Source organism: Delftia sp. BGA-UO-ETr-SB1 (genome assembly GCF_059567865.1).
Map to the genome: position 1 here is coordinate 672,591 of NZ_JCAQOW010000004.1, position 18,778 is coordinate 691,368.

Sequence of the window (18,778 nt, forward strand, 5' to 3'; positions counted from 1 at the left end):
CCCCGCTAAGTGGGGAATCTGGCTTCAAATTTGCAGAGCGACGGATGCAACTTGTAGTTCAGGGATCGTTCACGATGGCTGTCATATGCCTGATCGTTGAGCGCATCCTTAAACAACTTTGACGACTGCCAATGTGCCACGTTGACGAGACCGTATTTGGCCGATGGATCACTAGATCGGAACAGCCTGGCATTTATAAAGCCCTCATGGGCAATCATGTGTCCCTTTGCTTTGTGCCACATGTCGAGCACAGCGGGGATGTCTTCCTGCTGGATCTCGAATGGATTGATCAAGAAAACGTGTCCGCTGGCCGCGTCACTAAGTAATCCGATCTCGATATCGAGATCGCACTCGACTCTGTCAGTCTCGAATTTCTGTTCCAACAGACGTGTCGGATGAAATAGAAAATCTGCTCGCTGCTCTGGTGAATCGAACTTCAATATCGACAAATGGCTATAGTCCGCGTTTCGGATATCCTCGTTGAACGAGTAAAGCTCCATAACAATGCCGGCGCTCATGGCATTAAGCTCGTCAGCTCGTGCGAGCCAGTAGTCCTTAAATTGCGCATTGCTTCGCACAATTTCAATAAGATAATTCATGCGCCGCTCTCCCCGAGAAGGCGCTTAGGTCCGATGCTCAAACGATGAGAAAAATAGAGGGCGAAATCTTCTTTGAAGTCAGCGACAATTTCGCTGAATCGATTTGTGTGCGTTGCGTCGATAAGGTCGTTGGTTCGATTCCACTCCGCAATATTGATGAATTTCACTTCATCAGCGTCGGATTGATTTTGGTAGAGCGATGCGTTGATGTAGCCGGGCTGTGTCCGCATGTACGCGTTGCACTGGTTCCACATTTCTTCATAGTTATTGACGCGCGCGTTCGGAATATAAATGACATCGAGCAATATGCATCGTTTTGTATCCGAGGAGAAAATATAGTCGTCCCCATCGACGAGCCTCATGGTATGGCCAAAGAACCTGACCTTTCCAGAGCGTAGGGCCTCGATGATGGCGAGCTCCTGTCGCGCTCGGTCACGCGCTGCGATCCATGCCGACGCGGATGACCATTTGCAAAGGCTGGCAAACGCATACCGCGAACGTGTTTGATACTCCTGATCGACCTTGACCAGCTGAGCCCTGTCGAAACCATCACATCCCGAAAAATACGTCGCAATAAGGTTCCAAATGGAAGCAGCTTCGGCAGGGTGGTCACTTTGGATGAAGTCAAGTGCCATGATCATGAAGATTTTCCTGTCATCACCGCATGCGGAGAATAAGTGTCGTCCTCGCTGGCATAGGCCGTGCGAGCGAAGCAAATTTGAAATTTTTCTTGATAGGGGGCGACGATGGCGTGGTAGTCTTCGCCGCCAAATATCGAGAGAAAAGCATCCTCCGATGCCCATTCGGCCATGCTGACAAAGTGATAATTGCCCTGACCAGGCGTAATAGTCTGGAAGAGGGTTGCCGACATAAAGCCAAGCTTATCTTTCATCATCGTGGCCGTCTCAAGCCACATTTCGGCATTGGCGGGCGCTTCCTCGACGGAAATGCGATACGGGTTCACAATTATCATTCGCTCACGGACGTCGCCGACAAAGCAAGGTCCGTGGCAGCGGTCGACGGGCCTGAACAGATTTGCAGCTCCTAGCCCCTGGTCAACAGAATTGAATGCCATGTCGTCAGGCGGTTCATTAATAATTGCGATGCTGACTGCTGCGTACCCCGGAAGATTGACGCGTCTAAATACTTTCAGAAGGCAAGCGGCATCTATGCTTCTGGTTTTTAGAGCCTCATTGGTCTGCTCAAGCCAACGCGAGGAGCATTCCTCGATCTGAGCTGATGTCAGTATATCTATACGTGCAAGCATCATTGGAGTTTGTGTTTCGAAGTCGATGGAATTTCCGCCAACATCAATTCGCTGGTCGGGCGAAAGGTCGTACTCACGATCTTGTGGAACGCAGGATTGCGGAAAACGCATTGAAAGCTATTCAGGTCGGACCAATGAGCTATGTTGACGAACCTGATCAGGTCGATGGCGTCGCATTCGCGGAAAAGGCGTGATGTGAAAAATCCTGGTTTTCCCTTAATGAATGACAAAGCGCGGTCGAACTGGTTCAGGAATTGGCTCTGATCGGCCGCTCGCATCAAGCACAAAGTCACCAGCAAGATGCTGGGCGCATCGGCCATGGGCCGCCCGCCATATCCACGCCTGATGATCTGGGTCCGAAAGTTGAGCGCTGCAGGCTGAGCAATGCTATTTCGACGGCTGCTGATCACCATCGCCTCATAGCTAGGCTGGGCGTAGCCCTGCAGCTCCAATTTCGCACTTGAGGCGATAGCGATCAGTTGTCCTGCCCGATATGTGGATTCAGTCAGGCCAACCTCTGAGACGGACGTATAGAAGTTAAACGTACAAGGCACTGGTCAGAGCTCCCTTCTGCAACAGCTGTAATCGAGAAGCCGCAGGGCCTAGCTAGGTTGCTGGTCAAACCTATACACCGGCAGCCTCTTGGGCTGCATCAATCAGATCGCCAACGGTGCTAATCCGGCCGTAGTCAATGTCTTTCAACGCTTGAGCTGTTTGCTTTTCGATTTCGAGGAGGATGAAAACCAACTCTGTGGAGTCAACCCCAAGGTCATCTGCCATAATGCTTGTCCGCGTGATCTCGACTTTCAACCCCTCGCTTTCGACAAGGGCCTTCAAGGAATTAATCACGATTGCTTCAATGGATACATGATCTTTCATGATGTGCTCCCATGCTCAATGATTAGGCTTGCGACTCCGCCACCCATGGCAGCGGCATTTATGACAATACGTTCAATCGAGACTGGTTGACCGATGATATGCGGAGATTGCTGCTGCTTTTCAAGCATAAGGCAGCCAAACGCGATGTCGACTGCGCTTTCCGCACCGAAGGTGTGGCCGATACGTTCTTTGGGGCGAGCAATAATCGACTTCGAGGCGATGTTGGCGATGGCCTCATGTTCAGCGTTCTCGACGCAATCGAGACCGCTTGCGTCCGAGATCACGATCTCCGGCTGACGATTACCGATCACGGAACGCATCGTGCGGCGGAATGCATCGGCATCCGTAGGGTATCGGTCCGCCTTGCTCGGGCTGTTGGCCTGTGAGAAAGCGCCTATGCGGGCATAGATTCGGGCACCGCGCCGTCGCGCTGCCTCCTCCTCTTCGAGCACGAGGAATGTCGAGCCCTCAGAAATTCGAAACCCGTGTTTGCTGCCATCCACCGCGTGCGCTGACGGAACGAAGTCGAGGCCGGCATAGATAAAACCGGTGTTGGTGCTTTCAGTCCCACCAGCGATTGCCACATCCAGGATACCTGAGCGGATCTTTGCTGCTGCTGCCGCTACAGATAAGAGGCTACTCATTCGATCAGCCATATAGGTCTTACTGAAGCCCTTTAGACCGTGAAGGATGGTGATTTGTCCCTGAGGTGCAGTGGGAAACCAGCTGGTGGCTTGGAATGGGCTGACAGCTCGTGGCCCCTGGATATATAGTTTCCGCAACTCGCGTTCCGTGAATTGCCAGCCGCCAAAACAGTTTCCGACAAACACGCCAGTTCTTTGCCTGTCGATTATCTCTATATCTATCCCAGCATCTGCAATTGCTGACTGAGTTGCGATTAGAGCATAGCTTGTGAAAACGTCGATCTTTATGGCCGTTCGGCCTGAAATCTCTCCCTTGAATTCGGATGGGTCGATGCTGGCTCCGCTGATATTTTTTGAGACCTGCCTGAAAAAGATGCTGGAATTTGATTGGGATGTCCAGAGATCTTCCTTGGTTCGTATGCCAGGTAAGATGACTCCAATGCCCGTGATGACAGCATTACGCTCCATGGTTATGCAATCCTCTGCGTTAGGGGACGATTTGCGAGATGATCAAGGCGCTATGAATTCCGGAGAAGCCACTTGCGTCCTTGAGAATATGTCCCAGCACCGCCGGCCGCCCCTTGCCGGGTACATAGTCGAGGTCGCAGGCTGGGTCGGGCTGGTGCAGATTGAGCGTCGGTGGAACCTCTTGGTGGACAATCGACTGTATAGATGCGACCAGCTCAATTGCATTGGCCGCCGCCAGAGCATGCCCTACGATCGACTTTATGGAGGTAACAGGTATGCGATATGCATAGTCTCCGAAGGTTCGCTTGATCGCATTGGTTTCGTTGATGTCATTCTGTGGCGTCGAACTTCCGTGAGCATTGACATGCGAAATCTCTGAGAAAGCAACCCCCGCATCGGCAAGACTCAAAATCATGGCCCGATGTAAATCCTCGCCATCAGGTTTGAGGTCTGTCATATGATGGGCGTTGCATGTCGACCCAAAACCAGAAATTTCCGCGAAAATATGTGCATCGCGAGCAATCGCGTGTTCCATGTCTTCCAGAATGAATATTCCAGCGCCCTCGGCGAGTACAAAGCCGCTGCGCGATGCATCATATGGCCGGGAGGCGGATTCGGGCTTGTCGTTCCGATCATTGGTGACGGCGCCGATGATATCGAAAGCACCGAGCGCGATAGGAGTTATCGGTGCATCTGACGCTCCCGCGATGACAATGTCCGCATTGCCGGACCGGATCATATCCAACGCCTCGCCGACAGCGTCAATACCGCCCGTGCAGCCCGTTGCCAATGTCGAGACCGGTCCGGATGCGCCGTAGCGACGGGCGATCTCCGTCGATGCGACGTGAAAGCCGAGGCCTGACAGCAGTACTGGTGACGCCTTTTCCGCATCGACGTCACCATGCCCGCCATCCGTGAGGTGCAGAAATTCTTCTTCCAGATACTTCGTCGCACCGATAGCGGTTGCAACGCAAACTCCGATACGATGAGGATCAAGTTTGTCGAAATCGAGCTTGGCCATATTGACTGCTTCCGAGGCAGCGGCCAGAGCGAACAGGACATAACGATCATATCCAGCCTGAGAAGCGGCAGAGACCTCGCAGTCTTCCTCGTCGAAGTACTCGACGATCCCGGCCACCTTGGCCTTGAACGGTGAAGCATCGAAAGTCGTGATTGGCCGCACACCACTTCTGCCATTGCACGTTGCGGTCCAGAAATCTTCAACATTGCATCCGTTGGGTGCAATGACACCCAGGCCCGTGACGGCCACACGCTTCTTTTTCATAAACCCTCTTGAATTAGTAATTTCCAAGACCGCCGCAGACATTCATTGCCTGGGCCGTGATCCCGCGCGCCTGGTCGGATGCCAAGTAGATAACCATGCTGGCGACCTCGCCGGGTTCGATGTACCGTCCGAGCGGCACACGTTCCTCAATCCGTCGCTTGGCTTCCTCGGGGGTGACGCTCCAGAGCTTCGCGTAGTTTTGACGGACCGTCGCGGCCATCTCGGTTTCGACAAAGCCCGGGCACACTGCATTGACGGTGATGTCTGCCCTTTTGCGCGCGAGCTCCAATCCAAGTGCTTTGGTGAACCCAATAACACCATGCTTCGAAGCACTATAGGGGGCACCATGCACAACTCCTTGCTTGCCCCCTGTTGAAGCAATATTGATAATGGCACCGCCAGCGCCCATTGCCTTGGACCTGAGAACCTCTTTCGTTACGAAGAAAACAGAATTCAGGTTTGTATTGATAACAGATAGCCATAACTCATTATCGATATTCTCCGTCACACCGCCGCCGCTGCGACCCGCGCAGTTCACGAGAACCTTGATAGGACCAAGTTTTTCGACAGCGGACGATGTCATTTGGGTAATTTCATCGGAATCTGTTACATCGCATCGTATTCCGATTACCTCCCGACCCGTCCCAGAGAGCTGTTTCACGGCGGCATCGAGATTGGACTGACTACGCCCGACTATTGCAACGTTGTAGCCTGCGTTTAAGAGGCTCTGCGCTATCGATAAGCCAATGCCGCGGCTTCCGCCAGTCACTATTGCATTACGCATTTGATCTGCCTTCCAACCTTGATTTGATGGCCTTCATAGTGCCGAAACTATTAAGATTGATCGCGGTTTCGACCTTTTGCTTGGCGTCGTTCCGCGATCCTTTCGCGGCCCAGAGTGAAGGATTGAGTAGTACCTCATGGTACGAGGTGACCGCTATCCCAGAGCCTTCGTTCACAGACGAAAATGTCCACGAACCACGATGTTCCAGGAGAACCTCTGGGGGAGAGGGCTGGAAGTATGAAATCGCGTCGGCATCTTTCCTGCGAATGCTCCGAATCTCTTCAGTCCCATTGGTAACATTTACGGTCATAACAAACTCTTGGTTCACGCTATCGGAATAAATCATTCTTATATTCGAACAGTGCGGCAGCAAGTTCGGCCATTCTTCTGCGTCCCAGATCAGGTCTAGAATGAGGTTTTTGGGGGCATGGAAAATCATGGTCTCCGAGAAACTGTGATACCAGGCTTTCTGATCCAAGTGCTTTGCGATTGCAGATAGCTCGCGGTTGCTGTTTGCCTCGATACTCCGTTCCATGAATTGCATCGCTTGTTCTTTGGTCTCGACTTCAGGAACGAATCCTTTCACCTGATCTGCGATCTCGAATTCATGCATCAGGCTAATCTTGCAGCCTTTGGGGAGCGGGTCGAAGGTCCAGGAGCCCACCATCGACTTGACCAAGGGTGAAGGTTTGCTTTGGCGAAATTTGATTAAGCGACGCTTGCGATCAATCTGCCGGACCGACTGCCAGGATAGGATTTGACCGTTGGCCAGGGCTGTTAGCGCGATAGCCTGCTCCGTCTCCGTTTCCGAAAGGACGTTGGCTTCCAGGCAGGGAGGGAAAATTTCGGGCCATTTAGCAACGTTGAGGCTTACCTGAAACGCTTCCTCAGGCGAATGGCAGATGAGAATACTATGTTCCGTTTTCATTAAACTTGACCTCTCCCTGCAGGTAGTATGCGGTTTGGAGTTGCTTGTTACTCCGAGGCTTCTGAAGAATCGAGCATCCGCTGACGGCGCTTAAGCGAAAAGGAGACGCCGTCTTTGGCGCCCAAAATGATGAGGGGCAGATTTGTTGCGTCGGTAAGAATCTCTATTCTCGGGATGACAGTGAGCGTCGGACCAAAATTCTGGATCCCTGGAGATTTGCAACTGAGATTTATTTTTTTCCACATGCCTATCGCTTGGCAAGTCCTTTTTGGAAAATCAGAGTTCTCCTAGGAATTGCAGGCGCACGCTCAGATGCTGTCATTTCAGGATTATTGGGCATCGTCCTGGTTTCTCGAATGCGAGGGAGTGCGCACGCTAAAGAGGGTCTGCAAGAATCCATGCGAGACGTGCTTGCGTTGAGCGACGGCGACCATACTCATCACCCATGAAGCAAATCAGCCTAGCCCAGCCGCAGTCCAACAAGTGGACACACAAGAGTGAGTGCTTGGAATCGATGGATCAAGTGGTGCCATGAGCAGGCCTGATAGCTCTCATCGATCCGTACTCCAAGGAGGCAGGCCGCTGCGGCGCCCTCCAGTTTGGTTGTTGATCGTGCGCTTGGCCGGCACATAACACCGTATGCCCTGGGCTTGCAGTGCGGTGATCTGCGCTGCATTGGCATAACCCGCATCAGCGGTGCAGGGTGCTAGCAGTACATCGCTTGCGGCTTGGGCCATTGGCTGGATCTGCCTCTGATCGTTGGCATCGGCACAGCCCTCGTGGGCCACTATCAGGTGGCTCTCGGCCTCCACAGCGGTCGGCAGGTTGTAGCCCGGCACACTGTTGAGGCTTTGCATGACCTGGGCATCGGACTCGATGGTGATGTACATGGTCTTGCCACTGGCGGCCAGGGCCTTTGCCTAGCCTGCAGTTGCCTCGCTGTTGGCCTGCAGTTGTGCCAAAGCCTTGCACACACGAATGCCCTGCCCGGGCGTTGACGTCTCCTGCCGGGCCGATTCTTCGAGTAAGGCGAGGTATCTCTCTATCTGCTGGGCATTGCACTGGGCTTTTTGTACCAGGCCCGGCGCGGGCCGACGATGGCTTTGCTTGAGGCGACGGCCTGCACCTTGCAGCCGTCGATGGCCACAGTCGTTGGGGCGATCAAGCACTGCGTGCGGGCGAACTGCACGAAGGCAGCACTGGTGGAAACCAATGCCTGCAGATTGCCTCGGCGGAATTCGGCGATGGTCTTGTAGTCTGGAGCCAGGCGACCGAGCAGCCACATGCACTCGGCGTTGTGGTGGCACTCGCGCCTCAAAGAGCGAAAGGGACGTGTCGCGTTGAGATAGCCCTGGAGATAGAGCCGCAGCAGATCGGCAGTGTCATATGGCGGCGCGCCCATGCGTTGGAGGATGGACTTGGCAAAGCCCAGATAAGCCATGGGTAAAGCGGCAATCCAGCCGTCGATGACGCGGACAAGGGCATCTGGCGCGACAAACTCATCGAGCATTACTGGTAACACGGCGGCTTGTGCCGGCTCTCTCCACTGCGGCGGGCCGTAGAGCTGCTCCACAAACAACGATGCCCTCCAGGCTAACTCCTGGAGGGCATCGCGACTAGGACAGCTGAAGACTTTTTACACAGCCTGACATGCTCCCTTTTTGCCTTGGCACTTGGCCAGTACCTCAGTCGGCAGCGTGCATGCTTGCGAGCAACTGCTGCGCCGCCGCTTCAGGATCCTCGGCATTGACCAGTGCCCGCACCACGGCCACCGAGCCCACGCCCGTGGCGCGCACGGCCGGGAACTGGTCGGCCGAGATTCCGCCGATGGCCACCAGCGGATAGCGCTGCATCAGGCGCACATAGGCGCCCAGGCGCGCCAGGCCCTGCGGAGCCGTGGCCATTTTCTTGAGCGTGGTGGGAAAGACGGCGCCCAGCGCGATGTAGCTGGGCTGCACCGCATGGGCGCGCACCATTTCGGCATAGCCATGCGTGCTCACGCCCAGGCGCAGGCCCGAGGCGTGGATGGCCTGCAGGTCGGCACCGGCCAGCGCATCCAGGTCTTCCTGGCCCACATGCACGCCATAGGCGCCGGCATCGATGGCCTCGCGCCAGTGGTCGTTGATGAAGAGCAGGGCGCCCGTGCCTTCCACGGCGGCCACGGCGGCGCGCACTTCGCGGGCGATGGCGTCGCGGTCCTCGGACTTGAAGCGCAATTGCACGGTGGGCACACCGGCGCGGGCCATGCGGCCCACCCATTGCGCATCGGGCAGCACGCCGTACAGGCCCAGGGACCTTGGGCAGTCCGGGAAGGCCAGTGCGGGATCGGCGCCCTCCAGGCCGAAGTCGCGCGGATCGTCGGGCCATAGCGTGGCCTCGAAGCGGCCCCTGCGCAGCGTCTGCGCCTGCCAGGCGCAGGCCAGCGTCTCGGCGTCGATGGCGATGAAGCCCAGCGCGCTGCAGGCCTGCAGCGCCGCAAGATAGGCCGGCTCCTGGAGCTGTGCCTGCGGCACGGGCTGCGAGGGCAGGGCGGAGCCTTCAGGGGCGAAGGTGGCGCCGTGCAGGCGCACGATGGCATCTGCCCAGGATTGGATGGAGTCGTTGCTCATGGCCGGTCTCCTCAGCCGTGGTGCCAGAACGGCGTGCCCAGCACGGGCGTGCTGGGCTGGGCGGCCGATTGCTCGGCCATGGCGCCGGCGCGGTGGGCGGCGTGGCCGGCATTCACGGCATCGGCAAAGGCGCCGGCCATGGCGACGGGATCTTCGGACAGGGCCACGGCCGTGTTCAGCAGCACGGCGTCATAGCCCCATTCCATGACCTGGCAGGCATGCGAGGGCCGGCCCAGGCCCGCATCCACGATCAGCGGCACCTTCAGGCGCTCGCGCAGCGTCTGCATGGCGTAGGGGTTGACGGGGCCGCGGCCCGTGCCGATGGGCGCCGCCCAGGGCATGACGGCCTGGCAGCCCACATCCACCAGGCGCTGGCACAGCACCAGGTCCTCGGTGGTGTAGGGCAGGACCTGGAAGCCGTCCTTGATGAGGATGGAGGCGGCCTCGACCAGGTTCAGCGTGTCGGGCTGCAGGGTGTAGTCGTCGCCGATCAGCTCCAGCTTGATCCAGGGGGTCTCGAAGACTTCGCGCGCCATCTGGGCCGTGGTGACGGCTTCCTGCACGGTCATGCAGCCGGCAGTGTTGGGCAGCACGGGCACGTTGAGCTTTCTGAGCAGTTCCCAGAAGCTGGCACCGGTCTCGGCGGCATTGCTGCCCTGGCGGCGCAGCGAGGCCGTGACCATGGCCGGGCGGGCGCGCTGCACGGCAGCTTCCAGCACGGCGGGCGAGGGATAGCGGGAGGTGCCCAGCAGCAGGCGGCTGTCAAAGCGCTGGCCGTACAGGACCAGGCTGTCGTCGGAGGAAGGGGCGGAAGTCGTCATGGCGTGAGGCAATGGGAGAGTCGGATGAGGCATCAGCCGCCGGTCACCGGCGAGATCACTTCGAGGCGGTCGCCGTCGTTCAGCGCCTGCTCGGCATAGCGGGCCTTGGGCACGAAGACGGTGTTGATGGCCACGGCAAAGGGCGGGCGCGGCGCAAGCTGGGCCAGCGCGTCGGCCACGGTGGCTCCGTCGCTCAGTTCGGTCGCTTGCTGGTTGATGGTGATGTTCATGGCGGCTGGGGGGAAACGAAAGGCGGGTACGGGGGCTTGTTCGATCTTAGGCAGGGCCGGGCCTGGCGACCCTGCATGCATGTCCGGTCTGTTGTGCGTGAAAGTGCCGTGCGTGCCGTTCAGGCGGCTGCCTTGTGCTGCGATGGCGCATTCTCGACGGCGACATCGAAGCGGCGGGCCAGTTCGGAATCGCCGCTGTCGAGCAGCTGCAGCACCACGTCCAGCATGGCCGGCGCGATCATGAAGCCATGGCGGTACAGGCCGTTGACCTCCATCACGCGCGACGCGCTCCAGCGCACGGCCGGCAGATTGTCGGGCAGGGTGGGGCGGCACTGGGTGGCTATCTCGACGATGCGGCCCTCGGCAAAACCCGGATGCACGGTGTAGGCGGCGCTCAGCAGCTCCAGCGTGGAGCGCACGCTGGCCGGCGACATGTCGTCGGACTCGATCTCGGTGGCGCCGATGACGAAGAGGTGGTCCTCCTTGGGCGCAATGTAGATCGGGTAGCGCGGATGGATCAGGCGCGTGGGCCGCTGCAGCGTGACCTCGGGCGCGTGGATGCGCACCACCTCGCCGCGCACGCCGCGCAGCGCAGGCCACTGGCCGCGTGCGCCCAGGCCCCGGCAATCCAGCACCCAGTCGGGCTGGCCCGGCGTGCCGGGTTGGAAGTCGGCCAGCTCGCGCGGCTGGTTCCAGTGCTGCTCCACGCCCAGGCGGGTCAGCGTGGCGTGGAGTGCGGCCAGCAGCTGGCGGTTGTCCAGCTGGCCTTCGCCCTGCAGGTACATGGCCTGGGCAAAGCGCCGCTCAAGTGCGGGCTCGCAGTCGTGCAGGGCCTGGTCGGCCAGCGGCTGCAGCGCGGGAAGGCTGGGGTTGATGCGGCGGTTTTTCTCCAGCAGGCCGAAGAAGCGCTGGGCATCGCCCGCGTCCTGGCGGTGCCAGAGGATGAGGGTGCCGTTTTGCTGGAAGAACACGGGCGCATCGAGCTGGGCCAGCAGTTCGGGCCAGCGCGTCAGGCCGTGCTGGCCCATGCGCACCACGCCGGGCTCGGTGATGGCCGATTCGGCCAGGGGCGCGAGCATGGCGGCTGCCACGCGGGCCGCTGCGCCATCGCCTTCGGGGCCGTGGGCGTCGTATACGGCAATGCCGTGGCCGCGACGGGCCAGCGCCAATGCCAGCAGCCGGCCCATGAGGCCGCCGCCCAGAATGGCGATGCGGGAAGAAGCTTGTAGAACGGACATGTGCATCTGGTGGTCAAGTGCGCCCATGCCCGTGGGACTGCCGGCCGGCTGTCCGCGCACAGGGCATGTGCTGGACAAAACGCGGCGTACCACCCCGATTGATTGAAACTCCCCACGCCAGCATGACCTGGATCGGGTGCAGGGGCGCTGCGCGGCAAGGTGCCTGTGGTGCAGGCTTGTGCGGCAGGGGGCTGGTCGCCCCGGGGCCCCAGGGTGTTTCTCAGTCACGCATCGGCGAGGCGGGCCAGGCCCTGTTTCACCGACGGGACACCCCTGTTTCGTCCGTCAGCAGGCATTACAGCACATCCCGCAGCTGCCGGTATTGACCATGCGCATGGGTGATAATTTTCGCCCATGACTGCCGACCACTCCCCTTCGACCGCCGCATCCCCCGAACCGGCTCCCGCCGCGCGCAAGCGCTATGCCCGCGTGCTCATCATCGCGGGCTCCGACAGCGGTGGCGGCGCCGGCATACAGGCCGACCTCAAGACCTGCAGCGCCCTGGGCTGCTACGGCATGACGGCCATCACGGCCATCACCGTGCAGAACACGCTGGGCGTCAGCGGCATCCACGGCATTCCCGTGGACATACTGCGCGGCCAGATCGATGCGGTGGTCGAGGACATCGGCGCCGACGCCGTCAAGATCGGCATGCTGGCCACGCCCGAGGTGGTGCAGGTGGTGGCCGATGCCATCCGCCGCCACCAGTTGCGCAACGTGGTGCTGGACCCCGTGATGGTGGCCACCAGCGGCGACCGGCTGATCGCGCCGGAAACCGCCTCCGTGCTGGTGCGCGAACTGTTCCCCCTGGCCACCGTGGTCACGCCCAATCTGGACGAGGCGGCGCTGCTGCTGGGCCACTCCATTGAGGGCATAGACGCACTGGACGGCGCCGTGCAGGAACTCCTGGCGCTGGGGGCGCCGGCCGCCTTGCTCAAGGGCGGGCACTTGTCGGGCGATCTGGTGGTGGACCTGCTGGGCCATGGCAACGGCCAGCGGCTGCGCCTGCAGTCGCAGCGCATTGCCACGCACAACGGGCACGGCACGGGCTGCACGCTGTCTTCGGCGATTGCCTCGCACCTGGCGCTGGGCCTGCCGCTGGAGGCGGCCGTGGCCCAGGCGCGCGATTACATCCTGGGCGCGATTGCGGCCGGCGCCGATGTGTTCACGGGCGCCGGCCATGGCCCGCTGAACCACGGCTATGCGCCGCGCGCGCAGGTTGTGGTCAACGGCTGAACGTCAGCCAGACGTCCAGGTAATCAGCCCAGGTCACCAGCCCCAGGTCAGGCTGCGCGCCACCCAGCCCTTTTGGCCGTTGTCGCGCTGGACCTGGGCCCAGGAGCCCTGTTTCCTGAGCGTGCGCACCACTTCCATTTCAGCCAGCTTGCCCACCACGCGATGGTTCTGGCCCGGGCCGGCGCGCAGGTTGGCGGTGCGCCCGGTCACCACCATGTGCGGGGTCTTGCCGGTCAGCGGCGCATGCACCCAGCCCAGCGTGCTCTCGTTGTCCCTGACGCGCAGCCACTGGCCCTTGCGCTGCATCACCTGCAGCGGATAGCCCTTGCCCAGTTCCCACAGCGTGGCCGAGCGCGTGGTGGGCTGCTGCCGCACATTGACGCTGGATCCCTTGACGCTGACGAACTCGCGCGCATGGGCGGCGGCCGGGGCCAGGGTGGTGGTGAGGACGGCGAGGGCGGTGGCGGCTGCTGCCAGCCAGCGGGCGGCACGGCGTTGATTGCAAGGCACGGGAACGGGTCTCCTTTCGTTCGAGGTCGGCTGGCGCGCGGAGACTTTCCAGCGCGGGCCGAGCCCAGGGAAAGCGCGTGGGATCAGGCGATGCCGCTATAGTTCCTGAATGAAACTGACGGGCGGCACCCCGGGTTCGCGTGCAATCGCCCGGGCTTGCCGTACGCTTGCCGCACCACAGTGTTTTCCAGGAGGGCTTGTATGCACCATGCTGTTTCCCGATCCGGCGCGCAGGGCCGGCACGCGGCGATTCTGACGGCCTGCCTTGCGGCGGGACTGGCGGACGTCCAGGCGCAGGAGGCCCAGGCCGTTGCCGCAGCCGCCGAGGGCCGCGACGCGGCCAAGGCGCAGGAGGGTGTGGTGAACCGCCCCGAATTCGGCCCCGCGCTGCTGGCGGCCGCCCAGGCGGGCGAAGCGCTGCAGGTGCGCGACTGGCTCAAGCGCGGCGCGCCGGTGGATGTGCGCGATCCGCAGGGCAACACGCCGCTGCTGCTGGCCGTGCGCGGCAACCATGTCGAGGTCGCGCGCTCCTTGCTGGTCCACGGGGCCAATCCCAATCTCAAGAACGACCTGCAGGACAGCGCCTATCTGCTGGCCGGTGCCCTGGGCCGGCTGGAAATCCTGCGCATGACACTGTCGTATGGTGCGGACCTGCAAAGCGTCAACCGCTATGGCGGCACGGCGCTAATCCCCGCCTGCGAGCGCGGCCACGTCGATACCGTGCAGGCCTTGCTGGCTGCCGGTGTGCGGGCCGACCATGTGAACCGGCTGGGCTGGACCTGCCTGCTCGAAGCCGTTTTGCTGGGCGATGGTGGCCCGCGCTACCAGGACATCGTGCGCCAGCTGATCACGGCGAAGGCGGACCTCAGCCTGCCCGACAAGGACGGCGTCACGGCCCTGGCCCACGCCCGCCAGCGCAGCCAGCATGAGGTGGAGCGGCTGCTGCAGGAGGCGGGAGCGCGCTGATCGACGCAAGCGAAAACGACTGAAATCAAGGTCTGAGCATCAGAATCAGACGGATCTGATTGCTTGGGAAAGGCCTTGTTGCAAATGATTTTCATTTTCAACAAAGGCCCTTGCCATGCGCACTTCAGATTGCCGTTCCCGACCTTTCGTCTCCGGCCCCCAGTCATGCCTTTATTCGGTCTTCGCTGCGGCGCTGGTCACACCCGCATACGCGCAGGATGTGCCCCCTGAGGATCGCCAGGTCCAGCTGGCGCCGGTCACCGTTTCGGGGCCGCGCACCACCGGCTCGCGCACCGAGGCATCCGGCTCGGTCAAGTACGCCAAGCCGCTGCTGGACGTGCCCCAGACCATTACGGTGGTACCGGGGCAGGTGCTCCAGGAACAGAACGCCCTGAGCCTGCAGCAGGCGCTGTCCAATGTGTCGGGCATCACCTTCAATGCGGGCGAGGGCGGTGCGGGCTCGGGCGACAGCATCAACATCCGCGGCTTCAGCGCCAACGCCAACCTGCAGATCGACGGGCTGCGCGACAGTGGGCAGAACAACCGTAGCGACCTCTTCAACACGGAGTCTGTCGAAGTCATCAAGGGCCCGAACTCGGTCTTTGGCGGGGCAGGCACCTCGGGCGGCAGCATCAACATGATCAGCAAGCAGCCCAAGGCCCATGACTTCACCGAGGCCGACGCAGGCCTGGGCACGGCCAGCTACCGGCGCCTCACGCTCGACACCAACCGGGTGCTGGCTGGCGGCAAGGCCGCCATGCGCCTGAACCTCATGGGCCATGACAGCGACGTGGCCGGGCGCGACACCATCTTCAAGCGGCGCTGGGGTGTGGCGCCCTCGCTGGCTCTGGGATTGAATTCGCCCACGCGCGTGACTCTCAGCTTCTTCCACCAGAACGATGACAATCTTCCCGACTTTGGTGTGCCGGCCTTTCGCGGCAAGATGCTCGATGGCGTCTCGCGCAATGCCTATTTCGGCTGGCGCAACCTTGACCGGGAAAAGATCAGCCAGGATGCCCTGACCGCGAAGATCGAGCATGACTTCGCCTCGGGCGCCAAGCTGCAGAACCTCTCGCGCTACTCGCGGCTGAGCCGCGATACCGTGATCTCTGCCTCGCATGTCGATCTCCGGGGCATGCAGCCTGGCTACTACCGGCCCGCAGGGCCCCAGGCCTATGGCCGCGATGCGGCCACCACCCTGTGGATCAACCAGGCCAACCTGACCCAGCGCTTCGACACAGGCGTGCTGGGGCATACGCTGATCACGGGCTTCGAGATCGCACGCGAGACCTATGACCGCACCACCTCTTCCTACAACATCAACCGGCAGTTCCCGGCCGGCGGCTATCCGCTGGCCCGTCCGCCCGGATACTGGACGGGCACGACGGACTTGCAAAACAGCGGAAGGAACGAAACCAGCCTGGACACCCGCGCGCTGTATGCCACCGACTCCATTGCGCTGGGTCCGCGCTGGGATCTGAACCTTGGCCTGCGCTATGACTGGATCGACGGGCGCTCCAACGCCACAACGGCCGCTGGCGTGCGCACCTCGGTGGACAGCTCCGACGGCCGGCTCAGCGGCCGCACGGCCCTGAGCTTCAAGCCCGCCGACAACGGCCGCATCTACCTGGCCTACGGCACGGCCTTCAATCCTTCCGCGGAATTCCTGGTCTCCACGGGCTCGGGCCTGGATGCGGCCACGGCCTCGCTGGCACCCGAGAAGAACACCAGCCTGGAACTGGGAACCAAGTGGGATGTGCTGGACCGCCAGCTGGCGCTGACCGGCGCCCTGTTCCAGGTGGACAAGACCAATGCCCGAGAGCAGATGGCCGATGGCAGCTATCTGCTGGCCGGAGAGCAGCGCGTGCGCGGGCTGGAGCTCGGTGCCGCAGGCAAGGTGACGCCGCAATGGGATGTCTTCGCCAACTACACCTTCATGGCCAGCAAGACCCTCAAGTCATTGAACGAGCCTGCGCGTGTGGGCCAGGCGCTGGGCAATACGCCGCGCCATTCGCTGAACCTGTGGACCACCTATGCATTGCCCCAAGGCTGGACGCTGGGCTATGGGGTGCGCTTCGTGGGCACGCGCAATGTCACCTCGGCAGGCGATGGGAAACTCTCTGCCTATTGGGTGCACAGCGCCATGGTCGGCTATGAACTCAACCGGCAATGGAAGCTCAGGCTCAATCTCGAAAACATCGGCAACAAGGCCTATGTGGCCGGCGTGCGCCAGCGCCTGGGCGAGCAGTCGCGTTCCTCGGCCGTTGAATACGGCGAAGGCCGCACGGCCAGGGTAACGGCAACCTATCAGTTCTGAAGTGCCGGATTGCCTGGGGCCCGACGCTCAGCGTGTCGGCCGCAGGCAACAATGCGTGCAAGCTGCCCCCAGAGGGCAGCTTTTGTTTTTGACAGGGTCGTCGGACAAAAAAAGAGCCCGCACAAGGCGGGCTGGTGATGGTCAGGCCGGCGGCAAAAACCGCCGACTCGTACGCATCTTACTGGATCTTGGCCTTTTCGCGCAGCGATTCCTGGAATTGCGCCAGCTTTTGCTGTTGCAGCTGCTTCACGATCTCAGGTTTGACTTCCTCGAACTTGGGCAGTTCGGCCTGACGTGCGTCGTCCAGGCGGATGATGTGGTAGCCGAACTGGGTCTTGACCGGCTCCTGGGTCATGCCACCCTTTTCGAGCTTGATCAGGGCTTCGGAGAACTCGGGCACGTAGTTGCCGGGGTTGGCCCAGTCGAGGTCACCGCCACGGGCGCCGGATCCGGGGTCCTTGGACTCCTTCTTGGCGATGTCTTCAAACTTCTTGCCGGCCTTGATCTCGGCAATGATGGCCTTGGCGCGGTCTTCCGACTCGACCAGGATGTGGCTGGCCTTGTATTCCTTGCCGCTGTTGGCAGCGACGGCCTTGTCGTACTCGGCCTTGGCTTCGGCGTCGGTCACGGGGTTCTTCTTCTGGAAGTCCTCGAACAGCGCGCGGATCAGGATGGTCTGGCGGGCCAGTTCCATCTGCTGCTTGTAGGCTTCGCTGTTGGCCAGGCTGCGCTTGTTGGCTTCCTGCATGAAGATCTCGCGGGCGATGACTTCTTCCTTGATCTGCCCTTCCAGCTCGGGCGTCACGGGGCGGCCGCTTTGCTCGATCTGTTGCTTGAGCGCTTCGGCGCGTGCCTTGGGCACAGCCTTGCCGTTGACGACGGCGATGTTCTGGGCCGAGGCGGACAGGGCCGCGGTGCTCAGCACGGCGGCAGTCACCAGGCTGGTCAGAAGCTGTTTTTTCATGCGAATTCCAGATATGAAGGAAAAATTGATTCTATAGCGCGGATACGCAACAGGCTCCGAATCGTCGGAGCCTGTAAAAGTTCAAAGAACCTCGATGGCGATGGCGTGTGCGCCCTGGTCAATGAATTCTTGCAGCGCATCATACACAAGGCGATGGCGTGCCACGCGTGGCTTGCCTTGAAACAAAGGTGACGCAATGCGCACGCGGAAATGCGTGCCGAAGCCGGTGCCGTTGGCGCCCACATGGCCGGCGTGCTGGTGGCTCTCGTCGATCACTTCCAGGTGATCGGGGGCGAGGCGCTCGCGCAGCACGGCCTGCATGGCTTCGGCGGTGATGGGCAGCGGATGGGCGGGCGCGCTCATGGCTGCTTGTCCTGCTGCACGCCAGACGGGGGCAGGGCGTCGGGCGTGGCGGCTGCTGCCTCGCCCTTGTCTTCCTGCATGAAGCGGCTCATGTAGATGGCCTGGCCGATCACGAAGACCAGCATCAGCCCCATGCCGCCGAACAGCTTGAAGTTGACCCAGGTGTCGGTGTCGAAGCGGTAGGCGATGACCAGGTTGAGCGCGCCCATGACCGCGAAGAACGCCGCCCAGCTCCAGTTCAGGGTGCGCCATGCGTTGTCGGGCAGTTGCAGCTGTGCGCCCATGACCGAGCGCAGCAGGTTCTTGCGGAACACCAGCTGGCCTATCAACAGGGCGCTGCCCATGAGCCAGTACAGCACGGTGGGCTTCCACTTGATGAAGGTGTCGTTGTGGGCCAGCAAGGTGGCGCCGCCGAACAGCACGATCACGCCCAGGCTCACCCATTGCATGGGCTCGACCTTGCCGTGGCGCACGCGCAGATAGGCGATCTGGGCAATGGTGGCGACGATGGCCACGGCCGTTGCCGTGTAGATGCCCCAGACCTTGAAGGCGACGAAGAACAGGATGATGGGGAAAAAGTCGATCAGTAACTTCATTGGAAGGTTTCGATGGGCTTGGAGTCAGGCATGGGGCCTGAGCTTGGCAGGCGCATTGTGGCGCAGCCGGCGCG

Annotated in this window: 21 protein-coding genes; 3 read left to right on the forward strand and 18 right to left on the reverse strand. The window is 60.9% G+C overall.

Going from position 1 to position 18,778, the window contains the following annotated elements:
• Positions 1 to 5: 5 nt before the first annotated feature.
• The 14 genes from AC57B5_RS03505 to AC57B5_RS03570 form a co-directional block, all read right to left on the reverse strand.
• On the reverse strand, positions 6 to 599 hold the full coding sequence (locus tag AC57B5_RS03505) for an antibiotic biosynthesis monooxygenase family protein (RefSeq protein WP_065346693.1): 594 nt from the start codon (positions 597 to 599) through the stop codon (positions 6 to 8).
• Entirely contained in the window at positions 596 to 1,240 is a 645-nt protein-coding gene (locus AC57B5_RS03510; RefSeq protein WP_047219556.1) for an antibiotic biosynthesis monooxygenase family protein, read from the reverse strand. Before AC57B5_RS03510 ends, AC57B5_RS03505 begins: the two co-directional genes overlap by 4 nt.
• Positions 1,237 to 1,977 carry an antibiotic biosynthesis monooxygenase family protein gene (locus tag AC57B5_RS03515; protein WP_496398744.1) on the reverse strand — a complete coding sequence of 247 codons (741 nt, stop codon included), beginning with the start codon at positions 1,975 to 1,977 and terminating at the stop codon, positions 1,237 to 1,239. The genes AC57B5_RS03510 and AC57B5_RS03515 overlap by 4 nt, the downstream gene beginning before the upstream one ends.
• A gap of 513 nt (positions 1,978 to 2,490) precedes the next feature.
• The gene (locus AC57B5_RS03520; protein ID WP_047219559.1) at positions 2,491 to 2,745 is read right to left on the reverse strand and encodes an acyl carrier protein; all 255 of its coding nucleotides are present in this window, start codon (positions 2,743 to 2,745) and stop codon (positions 2,491 to 2,493) included.
• Positions 2,742 to 3,857 (reverse strand): beta-ketoacyl synthase N-terminal-like domain-containing protein, encoded by a 1,116-nt coding sequence (locus AC57B5_RS03525; RefSeq protein ID WP_496398745.1) that lies wholly within the window; start codon positions 3,855 to 3,857, stop codon positions 2,742 to 2,744. The genes AC57B5_RS03520 and AC57B5_RS03525 overlap by 4 nt, the downstream gene beginning before the upstream one ends.
• A gap of 19 nt (positions 3,858 to 3,876) precedes the next feature.
• Entirely contained in the window at positions 3,877 to 5,142 is a 1,266-nt protein-coding gene (locus AC57B5_RS03530; protein WP_047219561.1) for a beta-ketoacyl-[acyl-carrier-protein] synthase family protein, read from the reverse strand.
• A gap of 13 nt (positions 5,143 to 5,155) precedes the next feature.
• The gene (locus AC57B5_RS03535; RefSeq protein ID WP_047219562.1) at positions 5,156 to 5,926 is read right to left on the reverse strand and encodes an SDR family NAD(P)-dependent oxidoreductase; all 771 of its coding nucleotides are present in this window, start codon (positions 5,924 to 5,926) and stop codon (positions 5,156 to 5,158) included.
• Complete coding sequence (locus AC57B5_RS03540; protein WP_496398746.1) at positions 5,919 to 6,854, reverse strand: aromatase/cyclase; 936 nt, start codon at positions 6,852 to 6,854, stop codon at positions 5,919 to 5,921. Before AC57B5_RS03540 ends, AC57B5_RS03535 begins: the two co-directional genes overlap by 8 nt.
• A 551-nt stretch (positions 6,855 to 7,405) precedes the next feature.
• Entirely contained in the window at positions 7,406 to 7,744 is a 339-nt protein-coding gene (locus AC57B5_RS03545; protein ID WP_047219564.1) for a transposase, read from the reverse strand.
• Positions 7,745 to 7,896: 152 nt separating this feature from the next.
• Positions 7,897 to 8,427 (reverse strand): transposase, encoded by a 531-nt coding sequence (locus AC57B5_RS03550; RefSeq protein ID WP_496398747.1) that lies wholly within the window; start codon positions 8,425 to 8,427, stop codon positions 7,897 to 7,899.
• A gap of 112 nt (positions 8,428 to 8,539) precedes the next feature.
• Positions 8,540 to 9,463, reverse strand: a complete 924-nt coding sequence (thiE, locus tag AC57B5_RS03555; protein ID WP_496398748.1) for a thiamine phosphate synthase — start codon at positions 9,461 to 9,463, stop codon at positions 8,540 to 8,542.
• 11 nt (positions 9,464 to 9,474) lie between these two features.
• The gene (locus AC57B5_RS03560; RefSeq protein ID WP_013802786.1) at positions 9,475 to 10,284 is read right to left on the reverse strand and encodes a thiazole synthase; all 810 of its coding nucleotides are present in this window, start codon (positions 10,282 to 10,284) and stop codon (positions 9,475 to 9,477) included.
• A gap of 32 nt (positions 10,285 to 10,316) precedes the next feature.
• Positions 10,317 to 10,514, reverse strand: a complete 198-nt coding sequence (gene thiS / locus AC57B5_RS03565) for a sulfur carrier protein ThiS (RefSeq protein ID WP_012205130.1) — start codon at positions 10,512 to 10,514, stop codon at positions 10,317 to 10,319.
• A 119-nt stretch (positions 10,515 to 10,633) separates the two neighbouring features.
• Positions 10,634 to 11,752, reverse strand: a complete 1,119-nt coding sequence (locus AC57B5_RS03570) for an FAD-dependent oxidoreductase (RefSeq protein ID WP_496398749.1) — start codon at positions 11,750 to 11,752, stop codon at positions 10,634 to 10,636.
• A gap of 354 nt (positions 11,753 to 12,106) precedes the next feature.
• Here AC57B5_RS03570 and thiD point away from each other — a divergent pair, with 354 nt between their 5' ends.
• Positions 12,107 to 12,988, forward strand: coding sequence for a bifunctional hydroxymethylpyrimidine kinase/phosphomethylpyrimidine kinase (gene thiD, locus AC57B5_RS03575; RefSeq protein WP_043822751.1), 882 nt, complete (start codon positions 12,107 to 12,109; stop codon positions 12,986 to 12,988).
• A 33-nt stretch (positions 12,989 to 13,021) separates the two neighbouring features.
• Here thiD and AC57B5_RS03580 read toward each other — a convergent pair whose 3' ends face one another.
• Positions 13,022 to 13,498 carry an SH3 domain-containing protein gene (locus AC57B5_RS03580; RefSeq protein ID WP_496398750.1) on the reverse strand — a complete coding sequence of 159 codons (477 nt, stop codon included), beginning with the start codon at positions 13,496 to 13,498 and terminating at the stop codon, positions 13,022 to 13,024.
• A gap of 201 nt (positions 13,499 to 13,699) precedes the next feature.
• Here AC57B5_RS03580 and AC57B5_RS03585 point away from each other — a divergent pair, with 201 nt between their 5' ends.
• A complete protein-coding gene (locus AC57B5_RS03585; RefSeq protein ID WP_012205134.1) occupies positions 13,700 to 14,464 on the forward strand; it encodes an ankyrin repeat domain-containing protein in 765 nt (254 codons plus the stop codon).
• 115 nt (positions 14,465 to 14,579) lie between these two features.
• Positions 14,580 to 16,781 (forward strand): TonB-dependent receptor, encoded by a 2,202-nt coding sequence (locus tag AC57B5_RS03590; RefSeq protein WP_496398751.1) that lies wholly within the window; start codon positions 14,580 to 14,582, stop codon positions 16,779 to 16,781.
• A 178-nt stretch (positions 16,782 to 16,959) separates the two neighbouring features.
• Here the strand turns inward: AC57B5_RS03590 and AC57B5_RS03595 are convergent, their stop codons facing one another.
• From AC57B5_RS03595 to AC57B5_RS03605, 3 genes are all read right to left on the reverse strand, one after another.
• Positions 16,960 to 17,745: a foldase protein PrsA gene (locus AC57B5_RS03595; protein ID WP_496398752.1), complete on the reverse strand. Its 786-nt coding sequence runs from the start codon at positions 17,743 to 17,745 to the stop codon at positions 16,960 to 16,962.
• An 81-nt stretch (positions 17,746 to 17,826) separates the two neighbouring features.
• A complete protein-coding gene (locus AC57B5_RS03600) occupies positions 17,827 to 18,108 on the reverse strand; it encodes a BolA family protein (RefSeq protein WP_013802780.1) in 282 nt (93 codons plus the stop codon).
• The gene (locus AC57B5_RS03605) at positions 18,105 to 18,704 is read right to left on the reverse strand and encodes a septation protein A (RefSeq protein ID WP_034392671.1); all 600 of its coding nucleotides are present in this window, start codon (positions 18,702 to 18,704) and stop codon (positions 18,105 to 18,107) included. The genes AC57B5_RS03600 and AC57B5_RS03605 overlap by 4 nt, the downstream gene beginning before the upstream one ends.
• Between the last annotated feature and the right edge of the window lie 74 nt (positions 18,705 to 18,778).